Genomic DNA, 22,098 nt, shown 5'->3' with positions numbered 1-22,098 from the left:
ATGGAAATAATAAGTTTATAAGTATAGAGAAAGGATGTACATATGAAAATAAATCAATTAATTTCGAATAATATTAATCTATTAGATGCAGATCTACCAGTAGATAAATCGTTAGGTATTGCTGGTTTGTCTGGATCTGGTAAAACAACTTTTTGTCAAACCATTGGTGAAGAATCCAAGAAGCGTCTCGTTTCTTTATTGCCAAAGGCTGAATATCAGTATTTATTTCCTGAAATTATGGAAACTAATTTCAGTGCCATCAAGATGGAAGAAATGCCTTTAGTCCTTTTTCTCGGAAAATCATCGATTTCATCCAATCCTCGTTCAACCATTGGCACACATACAGGCGTGTTTAAAGAGATTCGTGTAACGCTTGCTGATAAATTTAATCTTTCACCAGAGGTTTTTTCCTTTAATAATGCCTTAGGCTGGTGTCCAGATTGTAAAGGGCGCAGTATGACCCAAAATGTCGATTGTCCAAAGTGCAAGGGTAGGCGCTACAATCAAGAAGTTGAGCAATATAAGATGGAATTATTAAATCAACCACGTAGTATTTCCGATATGAATAACTTAAGCATTGAAACGATTCTTTCTCTTGCAGAGGCATTACAAATTAGTGAAGCGAAGCAGCATATTCTCCAGAATATAATCAATATGAATATGGGTTACTTAACAATAAATCGCATTATGGGTACATTGTCAGGTGGAGAAATAACAAGACTTTACTTGGCAGAATTCATGGCAACTAGTGAAAATACGGTTATTATCATTGATGAAATCTCCGTGGGTCTTGATCACCAAACATTATTGAAAATTTTAGATGAGATTAAACAATTGGGGTATAAGAATCAAATTTGGCTCATTGACCATTCTGACACGGTGCTGGGCACAGCAGATGAGCAATTGTTCTTTGGACCTGGTAGTGGTAAATACGGTGGGAAAATTGTTGAAGAATCACCACGTCCAAAACCAATCCATTGTGAACTAAATAAGGCAATGCCAACAGAATACTATCAATTTCATGATCTTTACTGCCGTAATATTCAAATGGCTGAAATTCAGATTCCCAAGAATAGACTTGTAACCTTTACGGGTGAGTCGGGATGCGGTAAATCTACACTTGTCAATGAGTGTATGGTCAAAGATTTTCAGAAGCGTTATCCAAAAGATAAACTGGTTGTGGTTGGGCAAGATCGAAATCAATCGATTTCCAGTCGATCAACCGTTGCGACGTTTCTTGATATTAAAAAGAAACTCACCAAATATAGTGAAGATATTGATGATATTTTTCAGCGCTCGATTGAAGATATTATTGATGAACTGCCGAATGAAGACATCGCTCATAAACGCTTGAGCTTATTGATCAAACTTGGACTTGGTTATTTGACGCTGGAAAGAAAAACGCAGTCCTTATCGACTGGTGAATTTCAATGTGTTCATTTAGTTTCTGAGTTGTTTACTAATTCAAGAAACCCACATACCCTTTTTATTTTTGACGAGCCTTCAAAAGGTTTATCTCAAAATATTTTAAACCAATTTATTGATAGTGTTAGGGACATTCTGCAAGATGAATCTGTCTCCATCCTGATGATTGAACATAATGCCTATATGATGGAAAGCTCCGATTTTATCATCGATTTTGGAAAAAGGCAGCCTGAACCTGTGAAGCAGCTTGATGTTGTCAGTCATGATGATTATTATCGTCAAAAAGATAGGGAAGATAGTATTGCCCCATTGCATATTTCTTCCACACTCAAGCCCCAAAATGGTATTCACTACTTACAAGAAAATCAGTTGGACTATTTTAAAAAGGCAGAAAACGTCTATAAGGGTGGTATCTTAAAAAGCTTATCGCCAATTGCCCATGTGATTTATGGTGAATATGAATCTGAAAAGATTGCTCCTGTCATCGCCATTGATCTTGAACGACATCTATATAGTCAATATAGTTTTCTCTATGAAATAGGTGGACTGATCAACCATATTGTGGCTGCTCATCCAACCAATAAAGATACAAGAAGCTTCGATTTCTATTATCAAGACAATCACTGTCCGAGTTGTTCGGGTCGTCGTGTCATTGAACAATTTGATATGGATGTTCTCATTCAAGATAAAACAGTCCCATTCTGGGATGGTATGTTACTTCCAGAAGTCATGGATGTCTTGAAATATTATCAACATGCTAAATTGCACTTCCTATTTGATGAGATAAAGAACGAACTTGGTCACGATATGAATAAAAGCTTTAATGAGATGTCTGAAGCAGAAAAGCGTACTTTCTTATTTGGTTATTGGGAAAAGTCATTTTATGATAAAGCAGGGAAGGCTTCGCGAACATGGGAAGGCTTTAATCTCTTCCTTGGGCGTTATATGGTAATTTCGAAGAACATTCCTCTTAAAGAGCAAATGAAAGCCTCAAAAGAAATGATTACCTGCCCAGTTTGTCAAGGAAGCGTATTAAACCATCATAAAAAGCTAAAATTTGGTGATACGGATATTCGTGAGATTATTCAGCAACCGATTGATCAAGTCATTAAAACCGTAGGGAGTTTACCTCAACTAGAAAAACTAAAATCAATTGTTGGCGGCGATCTTGCACTTACGGAAGAAGTCTCCTTACTTCCTAGGGAAACACAAGTTGCGCTGAAAATGCTTGAATTAGAACTTGCAAGCTTTGTGGGCTATGAAGTGGTTTTACAAAATGCCGTACCTTTTTGGGACAAGATTAAAGGTAACATCGAGGCGATCAGCAGTAACAACTTGATTACTATCTGTGATTTTGCCAATATCGTTGAAACTAGAGAAACCATTATTGATAAGTATTTTACCAATGGGAAATATAAAAAACTAACTTATGTCTATGAAGCGTTTGGTTACAATAAAATTGTTACCCAAATTAATAAGATTAAAGCAAGTCATCCATGCCCATTCTGTGGCGGGAAGAAAGTCATTTCAGAAGATGGTCTCCATGACGGCGTATTTAAGTTATCGGTGCCATGTGTTAGCTGTTATGTAAGTGGGATTAATGATGAGGGGCGCAAGGAAATCGTCGAGGGCATAGATGTACAAACATGGCTTACTGGCAAAGTAAGTGATGTTGTTGCTGAAAGCTTACTAACTGAGGCCGTTGCAGATATTCCTATCTTCAATCGTATTCGTGAGTTGAATAAACGAGATATGATGGCGGTTTATCATTGCCTGAAGTAAAATACGCTAGCAGTTTCCCTTATTGCTCAAACCTTTAAAAATCACTAAAATCTCGGAACCCACGCCCCGTTGGCTGGGTTCCTTTTTTTTGTTAAGTACAAAAACTTCTCATTTCATATCTAGCGATGTATTTCAAGCTTCCGATTACCAGCACAGCAAGGTATACTGGAAGTATCAGCTTTCGGGATGAACGCCACAATGGATTGCAAACGCATACATAAATGTAAATCATGTACAATGATTACTCTCAATATGATCGTAACACGGAATCGTAAAGGAAATGGGGACATTTACTATGCTGTTCAAGAGAGAGAGAAGCGTTAATGTTAACGTTAACAAAGGAAGGCACCGCGTGTTTGCGCGTATTCTCGTTCCTTATCTTGTTTTTCTGATGCTGCCGATGATTATTGGCTGGGTCATTTATGAGAAGACGACGGCGCTAATCGAAAGCGAAGCAACCGCGAGCCATATGAACCTGCTGGAGCAGAGTAAAGATATCCTCGATCGAAGACTGGAGGAAATCGCCTCGATTACTCAGCAGTTAGCGGCGGATACAAGAATTATGCGGTTTCAGTCTGTCACCGATCCATTTGAGGGGACGAATACGTACCGGATTTTGGATACGAATAAAAGCTTGTACGATTACAGGATGTCTAACAATTTCATATTTAATTATTATGTCTTGTTCAAAAATAGTGAAATGGTGTTAACTCCGGGAGCTAGTTACTCTTTTCAGCATTTTTTTGATCGGGTAGCTCATTACAGCAAGCATGATTATGATTCATGGTATGACTTTGTCGCCAAGCAATTTCATACCCGCAAAACCTTTGCGTCTGAGGAAGTCATCGTACAGGGCGTGCCTTATTCAATGCTGACGTATATGCAGTCGCTTGGGTATCCCGGAAACCCTCAGGGCGCCATTGCTGTCATGATTGACCAGAAGGAGATCCAGAAGCTGTTTCAAGGGCTGAACATTTCCGAAGGGGGATGGGCTTATATTGTGGATAGCGAGGGGAAAATCATCAGTGAGCTTTCGGCGAGTAAAGCCTCCTTACCAATCGAGATCGGCAATCTTATTGGCGATAAGGGAGTAATCGAGCAATCGCTGCAATCGAAGGAGATGATGATTACCTATACGAAATCCTCCTATAACGGTTGGACGTATCTGGTGGGACAGCCAACTTTTGTTGTACTGGAGAAGGTTCGTTATATTCAGAAAATCACTTTCTCTTTGACGTTCGTCTTTCTTGTCGTGGGTGTCTTCATCGCCTATGTGCTGGCTTATCGCAACAGTAAACCGTTACGCAATATCGTAAACATGATTCTGGAAAAAGCGGACGTAATCTCGCACCAGAGGGATGTCTTTGGATTAATCGGAGAAACGGTAACTGGTTTGTTCCACAATAACCATAGGATGAAGTCCGAGATAGAGCAGCAGGTTCCTTTGCTGCGGGCAGCGTATTTTCAGCGGCTGTTGAACGGGCAATTTATTTCGGCACGTGATGCAGATGCACTGTTAAAGCATGTCGGTATGGATTTGCAAGGGATGTCCTATCGGGTTGCAATTGTACATTTGCGAGGCTTCGATAACGGCTATAACAATGACCTGTTGGAAGAACTGGATATGAAGCGTTTGCTGGCTAAAGAAATGTTGAGAAGGACGATCGATCAGGAAGGCTTCGTTTACGATATAGCGGAGGATCAATTCGGGGTGCTTTTCTGTTATAGAGCTGAGCAGCCAGAGCCTTACAAGGAGCCTATTGAGCAGAAGCTGAAAGAAGCCAATGAGGAGATGAAAAGTCAGTTGAAGCTGGTGTCCGTCTATGGTGTAGGCGGCTTATGTGATAGCCTCACTAGCATCTCCAGATCGTATGAACAGGCCAGAGAAGCATTGAACGTACAATTATGGAAAAATGAGAACGAAATCGTGTGGTATGACGAGCTTCCGACAGATATGAACAACTACTATTTTCCGCAGGATGTTGAGATACGCTTAATTAATTTGGCTAAAGCGGGGGATCATGCTGAGGTTCAGCATACGCTCGATGAGATATACCATGAAAATTTCGAGCTGAGGCACCTTTCCTTCGCGGTTATGCAGTTGTTCTTGTTCGAAATGTGGGGAAGTCTGGTGAAGCTGCTTCCGCAAATGGAGCTCGATCAGCAGGAGGTTTACAGACGGATCCAGTCACTGAGCAGCGACATTGACTCGTATGAAAATATGCGAAAAAATTATCAGTCGATCCGCGCAACCTTTAAATGGATATGTGAAAGTGTGAACGAGCATAAGAAAAGCCAAAATGTGCAGCTGATCCAAAGTATTCTTGGCATGCTGCAGAACGCATATATGGACAGTGAACTTTGTCTGGATGTAGTGGCTGATCGGTTTCGTATTTCGAAAGTGTATCTCTCCCAATTCTTCAAAGAGCAAACGGGCATTAATTTCTCCGACTATTTGGAAAATCTACGCATGGATCGGGCCAAAGATCTACTACAGACAACGGAGTTAACCATTCTTGAAATTTCCGATAAGGTTGGCTATAGCTCCTCCAATACGTTTTGTCGGGCATTCAAGCGGCTGCATGGCGTCAGTGCGACCTCCTATAAGAAATTACACGGATAAGAATGCGGCACTTAGGTGCCGTATTCTTTACTTTTGCACATCCATTTAGAAGTGCACATGGCCGAATCTTAATATTTGCACATTAAGAAAGCGCTTTCTAATTTACGGCTTATGGCGGTTTCTTGTATCGTTAAGGTAATAATTGAAAGGGGGAAGAGCGCACTATGAAAGAGGTTGTATTAACCAAGGCAGGCACGCGAGCAAGCAATCTGCTGTTTGTTGCAATAAGGAAGCAAATGAAGAAAAGCTGGCAATTGTATGCCCTGCTTGCGCTTCCAGTCATCTATGTCCTTGTGTTTAAATATTATCCGATGTACGGGGCGCAGATTGCCTTCAAGGATTATATTGCATCCAAGGGAGTCGCTGGGAGCGAGTGGGTCGGCATGAAGCACTTCATCCGATTTTTCAACTCATATGAATTTGTGAAATTGATGAAAAACACGTTGATCATCAGCTTGTACAGCTTGCTTGCCGGAATTCCGTTTCCGATTATTCTGGCCCTATCATTGAATTATGTGAAAAACCAGCTGTTCAAAAAATCCGTACAGATGATCACTTACGCACCCCATTTTATATCCGTCGTCGTGATGGTAGGGATCGTTATGGAGCTGCTCGACCCCCGCAATGGATTAGTGAACATGCTGCTTGGTCAATTGGGCTTCGAACCGATCAATTTTATGGCCAAGCCGGAATATTTCAGCTCGATCTATGTCTGGTCAGGTATTTGGCAAAATGTAGGGTTTTCCTGCATCATTTATTTAGCTGCTTTAGCGGGTGTTGATCCCGCGCAGCATGAAGCGGCTGTCATTGATGGAGCAAGTAAATTTCAGCGCATGCTGCATATCGATCTGCCGAGCATCGTTCCAGTTATGATTATTCTGCTTATTTTGAACACCGGTCATATTCTGGATCTGGGCTTTGAAAAGGTACTGCTATTGCAGAATCCGCTGAATGCGCGAACCTCAGAAGTCATTGATACGTTCGTGTATAAGGTCGGCCTTGCCTCTCAGGCGATGAATTACTCTTATTCCACGGCCATCAATTTATTCAAATCGGTCATTGGTTTGATTTTACTGATATCGGTTAACCAAATGGCGAAGAAAGCTAAGCAGGAAAGCCTATGGTAAGGCAGATAGAGGGAGGAAGTCATCATGGAGCAAGCTAACATTCGGGAAGCCAGCAATGACCGTTGGTTTAACGTGATCAATTACACGGTGCTTACCTTATTTCTCATTATAGTGATGTATCCGCTAGTGTTTATTGTAAGCGCATCCTTCAGCAGCCCAGACGCGGTTATCTCAGGGAAAGTGTGGCTATGGCCGGTTCAACCTACACTCGACGGTTACGAGGCTGTTTTTAAACATAAGTTGATTTGGAGCTCATTTCGCAATTCCGTCATTTACACGGTTCTAGGTACAGTCATCAATGTCGCACTAACGATTATGGCCGCTTATCCGCTCGCACGTAGAGACTTGTATGGGAAAAATGCCGTCATGCTCTTGCTGGTGTTCACTACCATGTTTTCTGGCGGGCTCATTCCAAGCTACCTGCTGGTCAAAGATCTTGGCATGCTTAATACGATCTGGTCGATGATTTTGCCCGGGGCGATGAGTGTCTTCAATGTCATTATTACGAGAACCTATTTTAAAACGACGATACCGGAAGAGCTGTTGGAGGCCGCTCAGCTGGACGGCTGTAACGATTTCAAGTTTGTATGGAATGTCGTTATTCCGTTGTCTGGTCCGATCATTGCTGTCATTACCCTGTATTCGGCGGTAGGCTATTGGAATCAATATTTCAATGCGCTGATCTATTTGAAGCAGCCAAGCCTATATCCATTGCAGCTTGTACTTAGGGAAATACTCGTTCAGAATGAAGTGGATCCCGCCATGCTGTCCGATCTGGGACAGGAAGCGAATCGGGAGGGCCTACGGGCACTGCTTAAATACTCTCTCATTGTCGTCTCATCGCTGCCGCTCATGATGATTTACCCTTTTGTACAGAAGCATTTTGTTAAAGGGGTCATGATCGGTTCGTTGAAAGGTTAGTCATTCATTGAAAATTTTTCTAATGAAAAATGCTAGGGAGGGTTCTTTTAGATGAAAAAATGGATGGTAGTAAGCTTAGGTTTAGCCTTGTGTACAGTCTCGATATTAAGCGGTTGTTCAGATAAGGAAGCAGCACAATCAGATGCGACTCCTAAAGTGTCAGAGGATCGGGTGACTGCAGCAGGGGAATTACCTATCACGAAGGAAAAAACGACCTTAAAGGTTCTTGTAAAAGGAAGCGCATTTGTTGAAGACTTTGCAACGAATGAATATACGAAGTACCTGGAGGAGAAGACGAACATTCATATTGAATGGGATGTTGCCCCGGAGAAATCAGCGGTAGAAAAGCTTAATTTGGTGCTCGGAAGCGGAGATTTGCCTGATGTGATCATGGGCTTTGACGTTAGCCCTACGCAGCAGCTGATCTATGGCAGCCAAGGGGATTTCCTCGATCTAACGCCCTATATCGCTAAGTATGGCGTCGAGACCAAGAAGATGTTTGAGCAGGTTGATGGAGTGAAAGATGCTATTACGGCGCCAGGCGGTAAAATATACGGGCTGCCGCTAGTGAACGAGTGTTTCCACTGTTCAATGGGGCAAAAAATGTGGATTTACAAGCCATGGCTGGATAAATTGGGGCTTGCTGTGCCAACAACGACGGATGAGCTGTACAAGGTGTTAAAGGAGTTTAAAACAAAGGATCCGAATGGCAACGGAAAAGCAGATGAGATTCCGCTTGCAGGTGCAGCGGTGGGACCAGCAGTTAATATCGATTCGTTCCTTATGAATGCTTTTATACTAAACCCTAACAATACCAATCGTTTGTACCTTAATAACGGCAAGGTCGATGTGCCTTATAACAAGCCGGAATGGCAAGAGGGTCTGAAGTACCTGCACAAGCTGTATGCCGAAGGTTTGATCGCGCCGCAGTCCTTCACACAGGATCGGGATCAAGCGAAGCAAATGGGGGAAAATCCCAACATTAATATATTGGGCGCGGCGATAGCTCAGCATAACGGGACGTTTACAGCTTTCAATGGACCGAGTGGAAGATGGCTTGAGGTTACGGCTGTTCCAGTGCTCAAAGGGCCGAAAGGCTTGCAAGTTGCACCGTATACCAATAGTGTCTCTCAAGGACGTTATGTCATTACGAAAGCGAGTAAAAATCCAGAAGCCGCCTTCCGTTTAGCGGATTTAATGTATACGCAGGAAATGACGCTGCGTAACGCAGAAGGGCGTCCAGATGTGGAATGGAAATATGCGGCTCAAGGCGAACTCGGTATCAATGGCAAGCAAGCCATTTGGAAATATACCGAAGCCAAGCTGGCAAATGTGCAAAATGTGAAATGGTCTCAAACCGGACCATCGCTTAGAACGAATGATTTCCGCTTAGGCTTGGTCGCCGATCCGAAAAACCCATTGGAAGTTATTTTGTACAATGAAACGAAAACCAAATACGAGCCTTATAAGCAGAAGCTGGATACTGTTCTGCCGCAGCTGTTCTTTACGAATGAGCAGGCGATGGAGCTAGCCGATCTCGAGAAGACGATTACTGATCATGTCAAAGAGATGACCGCACGCTTCATCATCGGGGATGCAAATTTGGATAAGGAATGGGATGGTTACCTGAAAAATTTGGATAATATGAACCTGAAGCGTTATCTGGAAATTTACCAAGCTGCTTATGATGCGAAGAAGAAGTAGATTTGAATGATCAATAGATGGGTCGACAATCCAGCGAATAACTCTGGAAAGTCGGCCCTTTACTTTTTACTTTCCCTTCCATCGTTGTTTTCGATAAAAAATCATTGCTTACGTCAAAGACGCCTCCTATGAAAACGTTTATATTGAAAATGAGTTCAATACAAAGGAGTGCGTTGCGATGAATAATACGAAGGTTATGTTTCTCAGTCCATGGCAGGTTGAAACGGTAGAAGAGAAGTTCTCCCCACAGATTGGCGATCAGGAAGTTCTGGTCAAGAAGCTCTATACATTAATCAGCCCGGGAACTGAATTGGCCATGCTGTCAGGGAACGAAGCTTGGTTCCCGATGCCGGGTACTCCAGGTTATGCAGCTGTAAGTAAGATCGTGGAAGTAGGGGGAGGAGTTACGGAGTTTAATACCGGTGATATTGTTTTTCATTATGGGAACCACACGAAATATGAGGTTGTTTCGATCAGAGGGACTTTTCTTAAAGTTCCGGAGAATTTGGATTTGAAATGGGTTCCGTTTACTCGCATGGCCACTGTCGCGACGACTGCAATTCGTGTTTCAAATATTGAGTTCGGAGATTATGTAAGCGTAACGGGGCTTGGACTTATAGGAAATATGGCCGCTCAGTTGGCGCATTTGCAAGGTGCTACTGTGATTGGTATTGATTTATCGGGGGAACGTCTTCGAATTGCCGAGCAATGTGGTGTTATTCATGTCCTTAGTGGTGGAAAAGACAGCGTGAAGGAACAGATTGCCGAAATCACGCATGGAAAAGGAGTTTCCACACATATCGAGGCTACTGGGGTGCCTCAAGTAGCCGTCCAAAGTCTCGAGTGGATCGCCAAATTAGGCGAGATCATTTTCCTTGGCAGTCCTCGAGGTGAATATAACACGGATGTAACTGAAATTCTGAACTACTGCCATTTATACGGACGAGGCTGCATTACGTTCAAGGGAGCGCACGAATGGCGGTATCCAACCGAACCTAATGAGTTTGTTAAACATTCTTTGGTTAGAAACTCAAACATCGTATTCGAGCTGATGAAGCAGAAACGGTTGCAGGTCGAGCCATTAATCAGCCATGTGCTGAAGCCGGAGGAAGCGAAGAAAACTTATGAGGGTCTCCGATTGAATAAGGATCAGTACAGCGGTGTTTTATTTGACTGGAGCGAGACATGAGTCTTAAGAGAAAAGTTCGCTTCGGCATGTTAAGATATGGAGAATATGAATACGCTTCAGTTATACTTGGGAAATAATGATTAGGTCATCAATCATTCCGCAGGAGGGAAGTACATGGAGACTTGGATGAACAGCATAACGCCTTTCGTCAGAATGGTTAAAATTCATAAATCCTTCTCTCTGGCGGGTGAATGGATGGATTACGACCATGTGTATACCTATATCGAGCAAGGGGAAGCTGAGTTTTTTTTGGACGGGGTCAAATATCATGTGAAGGAGGGGGATATTCTCCTTATGTCCCCCTTCATGGCGCATATTATTCACTCTACGTCAGAGATGCCATTGATCCAATATATCTTTCATTTTGATTTGTATTATGACGAAGAACGAAGTTCTTGGAAGGACCAAGCGATTACTGAAGAGCGTAAAGTAATTTCAAACAAGGAGATGCAGCTAGCATCTACCATCCCAATTTCCCGCCTGCAGCTGCCGGACCGGATCGAGTTAAAGAAAAGATTCCTGCTCATGCAGAAGGATTTTCTGGATAAGAGATCGGGTTATTCGTTGATCCTTAAGGGAATTTGTTTGGAATTATTAGTTCTTTTTATGAAAGGGCAAGCGAGCCATAACGATATAGAAGGTAAAATGACAAAGGGTTGGGTGTTTATTGAAAACACCATCAAATTCATTAATGAAAGATATTGGGACCCTGAACTTGATAATCATACGATAAGTAAACAGGTCGGAATTTCGACCAATCATTTGTCGTTTTTATTTAAAGATCAGCTTGGCATTACGATTCATAAATATTTGACCCATATTCGAATTGAGCAATCGAAAATAAGAATGATCGAGGGGAATCAAACCTTAACCGCTATTGCTGAGCAGGTGGGCTTTTCAAGCATTTATTTATTCAGCCGATCCTTCAAGGCTACTGTTGGAGTTATGCCTAGCCTATTTATGGCGATGAACTCTCAGCCAACTATTTCTTAGAATAAGATCATACCCTAGGTTGGCGTATTCATTATCGCGGCCATCTCCGGTGAACAGGAAGAAGTATGGGGAAATCCGCATGAGGCTCCATCTGATACCAATAGGCAACGGAGGAAACATCGTCGGTTCGTTCGAAAAGCTCTCTGCTGTTATGCCCAATCTGTTGAATCGTGACGCGCAGATCGCTCTCGAAATGGATAGGGTCTGGAAGATGCCAGCGATACAGTCCATGCATAGGCACGGAATCTTCGCCAAACTTCTCTTTGAGGGTCGAATCCGATTTGGAATAGAATGGGTATCCAAGATAGGGAGTGCTGTATGGCACCTCGACGGGGATCTCGTTTTCTTTTTCGTAAAAGCACCAGGCTCCACCGAAATAATCCTCCGTCCCCGTCCCGCAGAGAGTCGGCCATTCTTCATCTCCGTCCATATAAAATTTAATTTCCCCCTCACCCCACCAATAACGCTCTAATGCCGCCCATGCCAAATAGGTGCCAACATATTTTCCCTTGCCCTTAACTCCGTCCAGAATTGTGTAATCTTTGCCTTCCGTTGTGATATTCTCTCTTCTCCATTGGGCGTGAAAGTATGCCGTATTCTCTGGGAGCGAATCTACTAGCGTATAATGAAACTGATAGAAGAAGCCGTGAATATCCTCGGCGTGCTGATTCTCGATCGTAATTTTGGCTGATTGCCGGTAAGGCATGGGGAAGTAGCAGTTCATGCCGCCTGTGGGATTCACGACGATCGGCTGCGAATTCACCTTACAGCGTTCACCGAACCCATTGCAAAAGAAATCGCCAAGCGGCACCTCCACGGAAGGCGAGGCTTCATCATCCCAGTAGATGCGGAGCACTAAATCTCTAAGGACAAAATTCCCCTTGGAGGTAGCGTTCGTACAAGTGATCCAGAAGTGCTGCAGGATGCCAGTTCCTTGAATATCGGCCAGAACGACCGTTTCTCCTTGAGGTAAAGTGATACACGGCCTGCCTTTGCGGGCAATACCTAAATTGCTTGCTGTTTTCCCTCCTTCTCCCTTCTCACCGGTCGGATTCTCTGCTGTGATCCAACGTGTTCGGCCTTGTGTCAGGAATGGTGCTGCAGAGAGTTCATGGGAAAAGCCTTGATTTTGCGACATAGGAACATCCACCTTTATCATTATAGTTATGCGAACTTGAAAACATTATATAATGAAGGTAAGCGCGTTCATTTAGCCAAAGTTAGTTAAAAGTTAACCATTATTGCTGAAAAGGAGAGATTCTTTCTGTGAGCTTTCAAACTGTCTCCCCATATGTTCGTATTGCGATGGATAGCATCATACAATCTCCTTGGATGTTAAAAGAAAGAATGATTTGGGACTATGAGCTGTTATATCTAATGGAGGGCCGGGTAGACATAACGATCGAGGACAAGACCTATGAAGGCAAACCAGGGGACTTGTTTCTGTTTAAGCCTGGACAGAGGCATTCCATCCAGATCGTAGGTGATAAGCCGATTCGGCAGCCGCACGTGCATTTTGATTTGTTCCAGCTGGAGGATAGCGGAGACGTAAAGGTATCGTTCAAAATGCTGCAAGACATGGATGAGAGGGAGCGAAGCTGGTTTCGTAAAGATGAGCTGTCGGGCGCGCTCGTTGATCTCCCGAATCATATTCGATTAAGGGATCCGAGTCGCGTGGAGCAGCAGCTTTTTGGAATCATAGCGGAATTTGAAGCGAAGCTGCCATTGTACGAATGGCGTCTAAAGGGCAGTCTGCTGGAATTAATTACATATGTTGTGAGGGAGCATGCATGGAACGGACGATTATTTGAAAATAGTCTTCACCAAGAGCTGTTATTGGATATGGAGCGTTATATCGCGGCTCACGTTCACCGTGAGTTGAAATTGGATGAGCTATCGGAGCGATTCCATATCAGTAAATACTATTTGATCCATTTGTTTAATAAAGTATTCGATGTAAGTCCGATCCAATATCACCAGAGAATCCGGCTGGAGCGAGCCAAGAATATGATCAGGCATACCTTAATGCCGCTTCAGGAAATCGCAGATCAATTAGGATTTTCCGGTATTCATGCATTCAGTCGAGCTTTTAAGAAAAAAGTGGGGGTTTCTCCTGCTGGCTTTAGGAAGGAATTCCGTGATGAGCATCGCTCAGAATCCGTAAGGTCTTCTATTTAAACCAGCCCTTTTTCCAAAACCAAGCGAACATGCCGAATCCAATTCCGAACATGATCAAGAGAATTCCAAAATAACCCCCGTGCCACTTCAGTTCAGGCATATAAGCAAAGTTCATCCCATAAAGACCAGCAATGAACGTTAATGGCATGAAGATCGTCGTGATTACGGTCAACGTTTTCATGATAGTATTCATTCGGTTAGAATTTAGGGAGATGTAGCTGTCCCTCATATCAGCCGTCATGTCACGGTTTGAATCAATCATTTCAGACAGCTTGAGCAGATGATCATGAATGTCCGTGAAAAAGACGAGCTGCTCGCGAAGATGTTCGATTCGATCTGTATTGATGAGTCTGTACAGCAAGTCACGCATGGGCACGATGGTGCGACGTAATTTTAACAATTTGGCCCGAATACCAAAAATATGTTTCATGAGGGCTTCAATAGATTCGGCATCAAAATTGTTCTCGATATCATCCAATTGATCTTCGATTTGGTAAACGCTTGGGAAATATTGATCCACCAAATTATCAAGAATTAAATAAGCCGCATAAATATGACCTTCATTCCGCAAGTGTTCTTGTTCTGAAATTCGGCTCCAAGCATCCTCAATTTCCCGTGATTCATGCAAATGAAAGGTCACAATGTAGTTACTTCCCAGAAACATGTCCACTTCTTCAGCATCCAGTGTCATAGCATTAATTGCATGCATCACAAAAAAGTGAACGTTCTCATAGTGATCCATCTTCGGTCGTTGCAGTAAGAAAAAGCAGTCCTCTATGGCCAACGGATGAAAATGGAAATGCTCTTTCAGATGCAGCGCTTCCTCTTCGCTCGGATTATGAAAGTCGACCCAATACCACTTAATGTTCGGGCCAAGAAGCTCCTCGAAGGGGACATTATGGAGCACTTTGAAGTCCATGGTAATAGCAAGGGAACGAATCATCATTAAAACTCCTTGGCTCATATTTTCATCTGCTTAATTTTACCATACAATAGTGAGAGTTCAGAAATGCTTGGTTACTTGTAAATAACGTATATAGAAAGAAGGATGACAATGAGGCTCTCCGTCTGTATGGATGCGGTTTATAGCAAGTATGATTTTGCTCAAAGTGTTAAGGAAGTGAAGCAAATTGGCTATGATACCATTGAATTCTGGTCATGGTGGAATAAGGATTTGGACGAAGTCGCGCATGTGGCGAAGGATGCTGGAGTTTCGATTGCCGCCTTTTGTACCAAATTTGTGAGCTTAGTAGATGAAACCATGCGTGAAACTTATATAGTTGGACTTGCCGAATCCATTGAGGCAGCGAAGCGATTAAATTGCTCTCAGCTCATTTCGCAAGTGGGTCAGGAACTAGAAGGCGTGTCCAGAGAAGTGCAGCGTCAGTCATTGATTGATGGACTAAAAGCATCCGTACCGTTGTTGGAGCGGGAAGGGATAACATTATTGGTAGAGCCGCTGAACACACTTGTGAACCATCAAGGATATTTCTTAGCTTCATCTGAAGAAGCATTCGAAATTGTGAAGGAGGTAGGGAGCCAGCATGTGAAAGTGCTGTTCGATATTTATCACCAACAAATTACCGAAGGTCATCTTATTACGAATATTCGTGAAAATATGGCTTGGATAGGCCATTTTCATGCAGCTGGCAATCCAGGGCGACATGAGCTGAATAATGGCGAGTTGAATTACGAGCAGATTTTCAAGGCCATTGATGAAACTGGATTCACTGGGTATATCGGTTTAGAGTATTTTCCGTTGGAGGAACCGAGTGTTGGGTTAAAACATCTTATTAGTGACAAGTGAAAGCCATAAGTTGTACGCGATGCAACAATCTAGCCCTAATTCTATCTAAAAGGCCGCTTTTGAGCGAAATTGTTGTGTTTAATGCAACATTTGCAGGGAGCATGTGGAAATAGAAGCAATAAAGTTGTATTTCGTACAACAGTTTTAAATACATAGGAACTGAGCCTGAAATCGACTCTGTGGATATGCTTGTGGGAGTGCTTGTGTGAATTCACACAAGCACTTTTTTTATGGTTAGCGGATGAAGCGCATGGCTTTCATCTACATGCACGAAGGCGTCATACCGCCGAGCCATAAGAGAGGGAACGTAATTCCCTCTCTCATGAGCAGGGCGGTACACGACCCCGATGGCACGGTGCCCCAGCACCTCGTGCCCGAGAATGGGATCCTCCTTGCTCAGCAGGAGGATCTGATCGTGCGCGCCGGCGCGATGCATGAGCTCCTCCCAGCTGCCCGGCTGGGCAGGTGGCACTTGCATCGTCGCCATCGGCGCGCCCCAGGATGTCGCGGCGATGACCGTGCCGCGGTAAGTGCCGAAGCCGATGGCGAACACATCGGCTTCGCCGTGCGCTTCGCGCACGAGCTGGCCGACGTTCACCATGCCGTCGGCCAACATATCTGTGGCGCGTGCGTCGCCGACGTGCGTGTTGTGCTCCCAGACGATGATCTTGGCGTCTGGGCCGTGGTGGTCCGCGAGGCGGCGCAGCGCCTCGACCATGTGTCGGTCGCGGACGTTCCACGAGTCCGCGTCGTGACGAACCATGGTGCGGTAGTAATCCTCAGCGTTCACAGCAACAAGCGCGTTTAATTCCACGCTAAGAGCTGCTTCGCTGTCTTCTTCGTACCGCACGCGTTTCGCGTGAAGCGTTTGAAGCAGCTTCACAACCTCATCCTTGCAGCTTTCGTCGTAAAAAGCCGCGGATACCCCGTAATTTTGTCCCTCCTTCTCATAAGAGTCGAAGCACTCAAATGCCTTCCGCGCCAGAGCTAACTGCTCTGGTGTGCCTTTTTCCTGTAAATAACGTTCGATCTCTTCTAGTGACTCCCATAAACTATAGACGTCCAAACCGTAAAACCCGACTCGCTCTGCCATCGGCTTATCAGCGTTGTGTTGGTTGAGCCACTCCATCAACTCCCCAACCTCTTCATTGGCCCACATCCAAGTCGGCCAGCGATTAAAAGTTTCCAATACCTCACGGGAGCTCGGCTTTGCATCCTTGTACTGCTTCACATAGCGGTTAATCTCATAACATGACGGCCAGTCGCCCTCGACAGCAATAAAAGAAAAACCTTTTGTTTCAATCAATTTACGGCTTAGCTCCATGCGCAGCTTATAAAATTCCGATGTACCATGCGTTGCCTCACCGAGTAAAACGTACTTCTTGTCTCCGATTGCCTCTACTAATACATCCAAATCTTCGGAGGTGCTCAGCCGCACAGCTTGCTGTCTAATCTGTTCCACAATGGCGTCTTCAACTTTCACATGTTTGACTCCTATTCCTAAAGATTTACATTCTGTAGTATGTACAAAAGTGCATACAAAAAAAGCGATTTCGAATGGAATCGCTTTTTTTGTAACACAATTGGAACATTCCTGTTACAGTTCTCTAACATAGTAGGTGTATTATAATAAACAAGACCCCCCTTTTTTAATATAAACTTTGGACCTGGCCCCGTTGGCTAGGTCCCCTTTTTTTTGTTAGAGAGAAAGGATGATGCCAAAATGATTCGCACAGGAGAACGGTTATACATCCGCCCCTTTGAAATCGGAGACTCGGAAGCTCTGCTGGCGTTGATGCTGCGCAACCGGCAATTGTTTGAACAAGTGGTGCCTACCCGGTTGGAGCCGTTCTACACGCTGGATCACCAAGCCAGCAGCATTGAGCTCTGGAAGCAGGCGGAACAAGAGGGCCGACGCTATACATTCGGTATCTTCCTTAAAGGCACTGATGAACTCATAGGGGAAGCTTCCCTTTTCGAAATCGTACGCGGACCGCTGCAGAAAGCGATGCTAGGTTATTGCTTGGATGCAAGTCACAATGGCAAAGGTTATATGACAGAGGCCATTCATCTTGTGCTGGATTACGCTTTCCGGGAAGCGGGACTTCATCGGATCGAAGCTGGGGCAATGCCGCATAACACCGGATCTATTCGGGTGTTGGAGAAGGTTGGTTTCCGTCAGGAGGGCCTTGCCAGGGAGAATGTGAAGATTCAAGGCGTTTGGCGGGACCACGTGATGTTTGCCATATTGGAAAGCGACTCTCGCTAATCAAAAAAGAGACTTAGCCCCGTCGGCTAGGTCTCTTTCCTTTAACGCTTGGATCGATAAATTTCCTTAACCAACCGGTAAGCCAGCTTAGGCTTGCGATATTCATTAAGCAGCCCCTTGTTGTTAAAACTACGCGCCCGATCACGGAAGTAAGGACGGTCACTGCGCACATCGACGCGAATGTCGGCAAAGTGCCAAATTAGTGTGCCGACGATGCGAGGATCCTCGCGGAAGATCTGTAAAGCCTGCTGCACAATGTCAGCTTGATAGTCTTCACTGAACAAGCGAGGCTCCCAGCCTGCATCTCCGAAGATGCCCGCAGCGCCAAACTCGCTCATGATGATGGGCTTATCACTGGCCCCTTGTGATTCTGCATTTTTATAATACTGCTGAAGCATGTCGCGGAATCCGTTTACGTTACCTTGGTACCAACCGTAATATTTATTGATTCCGATGACATCGAAATAGGATAGTACAATGTCTTCTTCAGGATGCATCGTGGCATACGTAACTAGGCGGCTGGTATCCATGCTGCGTATTTTGCTAACGAATTTCTTAGTAAGCTCCAGCGCTTCATCCGTGCGTGTATCAATTTCATTGTGAGCCCCCCAGAAAATAATCGAAGGATGATGATAATCACGGCTTATCATTTCGTCTAACATTTGCAACCCACGTTCTGCGAATAGGGGACTAGCCAGCGTTTCTTTGCTCATAAAACAGCCCCACATCGGGATCTCGCTCCACAGGAGCAGTCCATGCTCATCAAGCAAATCGATCCAGAACTGGCTTTGTGGATAGTGTGAACCGCGAACGATGTTGCAGCCCATATCGGTCAAAATATCCAAATCCTTCAGCATGAGCTTAGGTGGAAAAGCAAATCCCCATTCGGGATGCTCTTCGTGTCGATTCACTCCCTGCAAATATAGCGCTTTGCCATTTAAATGGATTTGACCGTTATTAACTTCAATGGTGCGGAATCCTGTCCGATCGATAAGATCATCTTCTCCTGCTTTGACCATGAACGTATATAATTCCGGTTGTCCAACATCCCATTTGCGGATGTTTTCGAGGCTTCCTCGGAGAGAAAGCCGTGAAGATTGGCCCGCCGCGATATGAACGGTTGAATCTGAGAAAGCTAGTCCCTCTGTAGAGGCACTAACAACAATTTGACCATCAACCGAGCTTAAGGAGTTTAACTTTACTTGAAGCTGGATATCTGCTGTATCGCCCTCTAGTTGATAATCAATTTTCAAGGATTCAATATAAACATCGGGCAGCTCCTGAAGCTCGACAGAACGAATGATACCACCATAAGAGTACCAGTCTGCGATATCTGTAGGCAGTGTCTGCCAGTCCAAGGTGCTATCTACACGAATAATTAATTCGTGCTTTCCTTGCGCTAGATGAGGGATTACTTTGGAGAACTGGGTGTAGCCGCCAAAGTGGTAACCGAGGTGATGACCGTCAACATACACATCGGCATGGTGGAGAATTCCTTCAAAGCATAGTCCGATATTGGCTTCTTGTACGGTGTCGAAATACGTGCGATACCACGCAGCGCCGATATAATCGTAATAGCCTAATTCGTTATTCCAGCAAGAAGGAACCACAAGCTTTCGGGAATCGGATGGAAACTTGGCATGCCATTGTTCCGTAATTCCTACATTTCCTGGATCCGTTATGAAGTCCCATAATCCATCAAGAAGTCGGGTATGGCGTAGGGAGTGTTGTTGAAAAGTACGTATCAAAGTTAAAAGCCCCTTTCATGTATGTTTAGTAAAGCGTATCATGGAAGAAAGGCTATTTTCTATGGATAAAGAACTTTAGTATTTGTCAAAATCGCTTTGAAGGTGGTGAAAGAATGGAAACAAAAGCGCACCGAATGTATCATCTTCGTCTGACTTATGAGAAGCTTCCCGTTCCAGGCTGGAAAGACATTCGGAATACAACAGATGTTCATTCTCTTTACTGGATTATGAGTGGAGAAGGAGAATTTGCACATTCGCTTGACGAAGAGCTGTTAAAGGTACATTCGGGTATGCTTCTCTACTTAAAGCCGGGTTTTACGCTGACCATGACATCATCTGTGGATAAACCACTCTATATTCGTATGATTCTATTTGATGCTTTCGACATCCCCTATGAGAATCAAACCTGGCTGCAGCCCGTTCATTTGGACTCACTTCAACTGCCTTTTAACAAGTTGTATTCACCGGAGCAAGCGAACTGGATTCAAGAGCAGTTCAAGCAAATAGGGTCCATACAGAGTCCGGACCCACACGAAAGACAGGCTGAGTTCCAATATGTCCTTTCACGATTGATTCATTTCATGAGGGATACGAACACGTCAACGGACCCGTATATGAAAGCATTTCAGCAAGCGAAGTTTTGGATCGAAACCTGCTATAATCGGTCCTTGAGGATGGAAGAGCTAGCGCGAACATGCCATATCTCCGTCTCTCAGTTGCGAAAAATGTTCATGCAGCAAGTTGGCGTTTCCCCAAAAGAGTACTTGAACAGGATACGCAATGAGAAAGCCAAAACACTGCTGCTGCTGACAGAAGAACCGATGAAAGCTATTGCGGCTGCATGTGGATTTGCCGATGAATTTCATTTTGGTAAAATGTTTCGGGCGTGGAACGAGGTATCACCTGCTCGATTCCGATCTTTAAACCAGTCTAATCGATGAGAAGGGGGAGAGCTTCCTTTATGGGAGTCTTTTTCATGATTGCGTGGTAAAATGGTGAAGAAAAAATGATTTGTTTGGAGAGGGGTCACACCAATGAGTGCCGAAATCGAAAGAAAGTTCCTATTACCCGCGTTCCCTGAGGCTGAACTGGACAATAATGAGATAACGCTAGTTTCAAAGCAGTACATCTATCAAACCTATTTGGCCTTCTCAGAGGATCAAGAAATCAGAGTGCGCCAGCTGGTAGATAGTTCTGGATTGTCGCATTTTACACATACGTTCAAATCGGGGCATGGATTGGTTCGGGAAGAGATTGAATATAACATATCGGAGCCAATATATAAGCAGCTGCTTGAACGTACGGGGTTAATTCCATTGGAGAAGATTCGCACCACAGTTGATGTTCGGGGGCTCCATTTTGAAATTGATGAATATAAACAAGTAGACCTCCTGGTTGTTGAAGTCGAGTTTCCAGATGTTGAAGCTGCGCGGCTCTTTGAAGTACCTTCTTGGTTTGGGAGAGAGTTAGGAGCGGAGGAAGAATTCCGAAATAAGTCAATGTGGGTCAAACTGCAGACGACACGCTAAACGAAGTTTTGTTTCGATTTCCTTACAATTGGTTAATAATTTTCATCAAGATATTTCCAATTGTAAGGAGGGATATGACGTGAAAAAAGGACTTGTAAGGCGCAGGAAATCGCCTCTAGCCTTTTATCTAGCGGCGCTCGCTGTAACGATTGCCATGAACAGCAAGCATGTCTGACAGAATATGTAACAACTATAAGATAAAGGCCGAGTTTATGACCCAATTGGGGTCAGAGCTTGGTCTTTTCGCTTTTTTCTGAAGAGTGAAAGTGTTAGATTCGTTAGCGAACTATTAGGAAAAATAATGTTTAGCTAAGATTTAAAATAGATGTTTAACAACAATTACAAAGTATGATGGATGTACAGAAATGATAGCTAACATTTTCAGGAATTGTGAGGGGTCACCTATGAACCTGATACATTATTACCGTCAGCAGTTTCTCGAATTAATCTCTCAGTTCGAGCCTAATTGGGAAGAGGATCATACCTATAGATTTGGATTTCGTTGGAATTCGTATGCGAAGTCTTCTTTTAAAGAAATTTTTCAAATGACTCAATTTCCGAGCGAGCCCTTGTACTTAGTGTATGCGGTTGAGCTTCCTGATAAATACAAAAAGACGAATATTAGTGAAGTAGTTAAAAACGTTTCTTCTTCGTATGAGCTGTCCTTGTATTTGTTCTCTGATAAGATTCAGTTAACCTCTTGTGTTTCTATAGAAAGCTTGCAGCAGACAACATTAGGTTATGTAAATCAAGCCCGGGGGGAAATCATTGATCTTGTTTTCTCTTCGATTCAAATGTGAGTC

Annotated in this window: 17 protein-coding genes; 13 read left to right on the top strand and 4 right to left on the bottom strand. The window is 43.8% G+C overall.

What is annotated here, in order from left to right:
- Positions 1 to 42: 42 nt before the first annotated feature.
- The 7 genes from GC102_RS29795 to GC102_RS29765 all read left to right on the top strand — a co-directional run bounded on the left by GC102_RS29795 (position 43) and on the right by GC102_RS29765 (position 11,764).
- Entirely contained in the window at positions 43 to 3,207 is a 3,165-nt protein-coding gene (locus tag GC102_RS29795; RefSeq protein WP_171692733.1) for an ATP-binding cassette domain-containing protein, read from the top strand.
- Between the two features lie 295 nt (positions 3,208 to 3,502).
- The gene (locus GC102_RS29790) at positions 3,503 to 5,830 is read left to right on the top strand and encodes a helix-turn-helix domain-containing protein (RefSeq protein WP_171692732.1); all 2,328 of its coding nucleotides are present in this window, start codon (positions 3,503 to 3,505) and stop codon (positions 5,828 to 5,830) included.
- Positions 5,831 to 5,994: 164 nt separating this feature from the next.
- Positions 5,995 to 6,957: an ABC transporter permease gene (locus GC102_RS29785; protein ID WP_171692731.1), complete on the top strand. Its 963-nt coding sequence runs from the start codon at positions 5,995 to 5,997 to the stop codon at positions 6,955 to 6,957.
- A gap of 24 nt (positions 6,958 to 6,981) precedes the next feature.
- Positions 6,982 to 7,878, top strand: coding sequence for a carbohydrate ABC transporter permease (locus GC102_RS29780; RefSeq protein WP_171692730.1), 897 nt, complete (start codon positions 6,982 to 6,984; stop codon positions 7,876 to 7,878).
- A 51-nt stretch (positions 7,879 to 7,929) separates the two neighbouring features.
- Positions 7,930 to 9,582 (top strand): ABC transporter substrate-binding protein, encoded by a 1,653-nt coding sequence (locus GC102_RS29775; RefSeq protein WP_171692729.1) that lies wholly within the window; start codon positions 7,930 to 7,932, stop codon positions 9,580 to 9,582.
- Positions 9,583 to 9,760: 178 nt separating this feature from the next.
- The gene (locus tag GC102_RS29770; protein ID WP_171692728.1) at positions 9,761 to 10,771 is read left to right on the top strand and encodes a zinc-dependent alcohol dehydrogenase; all 1,011 of its coding nucleotides are present in this window, start codon (positions 9,761 to 9,763) and stop codon (positions 10,769 to 10,771) included.
- Positions 10,772 to 10,885: 114 nt separating this feature from the next.
- Positions 10,886 to 11,764 (top strand): AraC family transcriptional regulator, encoded by an 879-nt coding sequence (locus GC102_RS29765; RefSeq protein WP_171692727.1) that lies wholly within the window; start codon positions 10,886 to 10,888, stop codon positions 11,762 to 11,764.
- Positions 11,765 to 11,795: 31 nt separating this feature from the next.
- Here GC102_RS29765 and GC102_RS29760 read toward each other — a convergent pair whose 3' ends face one another.
- Positions 11,796 to 12,902, bottom strand: a complete 1,107-nt coding sequence (locus GC102_RS29760; RefSeq protein ID WP_171692726.1) for a glycoside hydrolase family 172 protein — start codon at positions 12,900 to 12,902, stop codon at positions 11,796 to 11,798.
- Positions 12,903 to 13,030: 128 nt separating this feature from the next.
- Between GC102_RS29760 and GC102_RS29755 the strand changes: the two genes are divergently transcribed.
- Positions 13,031 to 13,942, top strand: a complete 912-nt coding sequence (locus GC102_RS29755; RefSeq protein WP_171692725.1) for an AraC family transcriptional regulator — start codon at positions 13,031 to 13,033, stop codon at positions 13,940 to 13,942.
- Here the strand turns inward: GC102_RS29755 and corA are convergent.
- On the bottom strand, positions 13,935 to 14,885 hold the full coding sequence (gene corA / locus GC102_RS29750; RefSeq protein ID WP_171692919.1) for a magnesium/cobalt transporter CorA: 951 nt from the start codon (positions 14,883 to 14,885) through the stop codon (positions 13,935 to 13,937). The two genes, GC102_RS29755 and corA, sit on opposite strands and share 8 nt — an antisense overlap.
- Before the next feature lie 129 nt (positions 14,886 to 15,014).
- On the opposite strand from corA, the gene GC102_RS29745 reads away from it, so the two are divergent.
- The gene (locus GC102_RS29745) at positions 15,015 to 15,749 is read left to right on the top strand and encodes a hydroxypyruvate isomerase family protein (RefSeq protein ID WP_246321189.1); all 735 of its coding nucleotides are present in this window, start codon (positions 15,015 to 15,017) and stop codon (positions 15,747 to 15,749) included.
- 211 nt (positions 15,750 to 15,960) lie between these two features.
- On the opposite strand, the gene GC102_RS29740 is transcribed toward GC102_RS29745, so the two are convergent.
- Positions 15,961 to 17,232, bottom strand: coding sequence for an erythromycin esterase family protein (locus GC102_RS29740; protein ID WP_171692723.1), 1,272 nt, complete (start codon positions 17,230 to 17,232; stop codon positions 15,961 to 15,963).
- A 240-nt stretch (positions 17,233 to 17,472) separates the two neighbouring features.
- Between GC102_RS29740 and GC102_RS29735 the strand changes: the two genes are divergently transcribed.
- On the top strand, positions 17,473 to 18,018 hold the full coding sequence (locus GC102_RS29735; RefSeq protein ID WP_171692722.1) for a GNAT family N-acetyltransferase: 546 nt from the start codon (positions 17,473 to 17,475) through the stop codon (positions 18,016 to 18,018).
- Between the two features lie 41 nt (positions 18,019 to 18,059).
- Here GC102_RS29735 and GC102_RS29730 read toward each other — a convergent pair whose 3' ends face one another.
- Positions 18,060 to 19,766 carry a glycoside hydrolase family 2 protein gene (locus GC102_RS29730; RefSeq protein WP_171692721.1) on the bottom strand — a complete coding sequence of 569 codons (1,707 nt, stop codon included), beginning with the start codon at positions 19,764 to 19,766 and terminating at the stop codon, positions 18,060 to 18,062.
- Between the two features lie 113 nt (positions 19,767 to 19,879).
- Between GC102_RS29730 and GC102_RS29725 the strand changes: the two genes are divergently transcribed.
- From GC102_RS29725 to GC102_RS29715, 3 genes are all read left to right on the top strand, one after another.
- Positions 19,880 to 20,707 (top strand): AraC family transcriptional regulator, encoded by an 828-nt coding sequence (locus GC102_RS29725; RefSeq protein WP_171692720.1) that lies wholly within the window; start codon positions 19,880 to 19,882, stop codon positions 20,705 to 20,707.
- 93 nt (positions 20,708 to 20,800) lie between these two features.
- Positions 20,801 to 21,295, top strand: coding sequence for a CYTH domain-containing protein (locus tag GC102_RS29720; protein ID WP_171692719.1), 495 nt, complete (start codon positions 20,801 to 20,803; stop codon positions 21,293 to 21,295).
- 404 nt (positions 21,296 to 21,699) lie between these two features.
- Positions 21,700 to 22,095, top strand: a complete 396-nt coding sequence (locus tag GC102_RS29715) for a hypothetical protein (protein ID WP_171692718.1) — start codon at positions 21,700 to 21,702, stop codon at positions 22,093 to 22,095.
- Positions 22,096 to 22,098 lie beyond the last annotated feature (3 nt).

This window comes from Paenibacillus germinis (assembly GCF_013141785.1).
Taxonomy (GTDB): domain Bacteria; phylum Bacillota; class Bacilli; order Paenibacillales; family NBRC-103111; genus Paenibacillus_E; species Paenibacillus_E phytorum.
The sequence above is the reverse complement of the archived record's forward strand: the minus strand, read 5'-3'. Positions and strand labels throughout refer to the sequence as shown.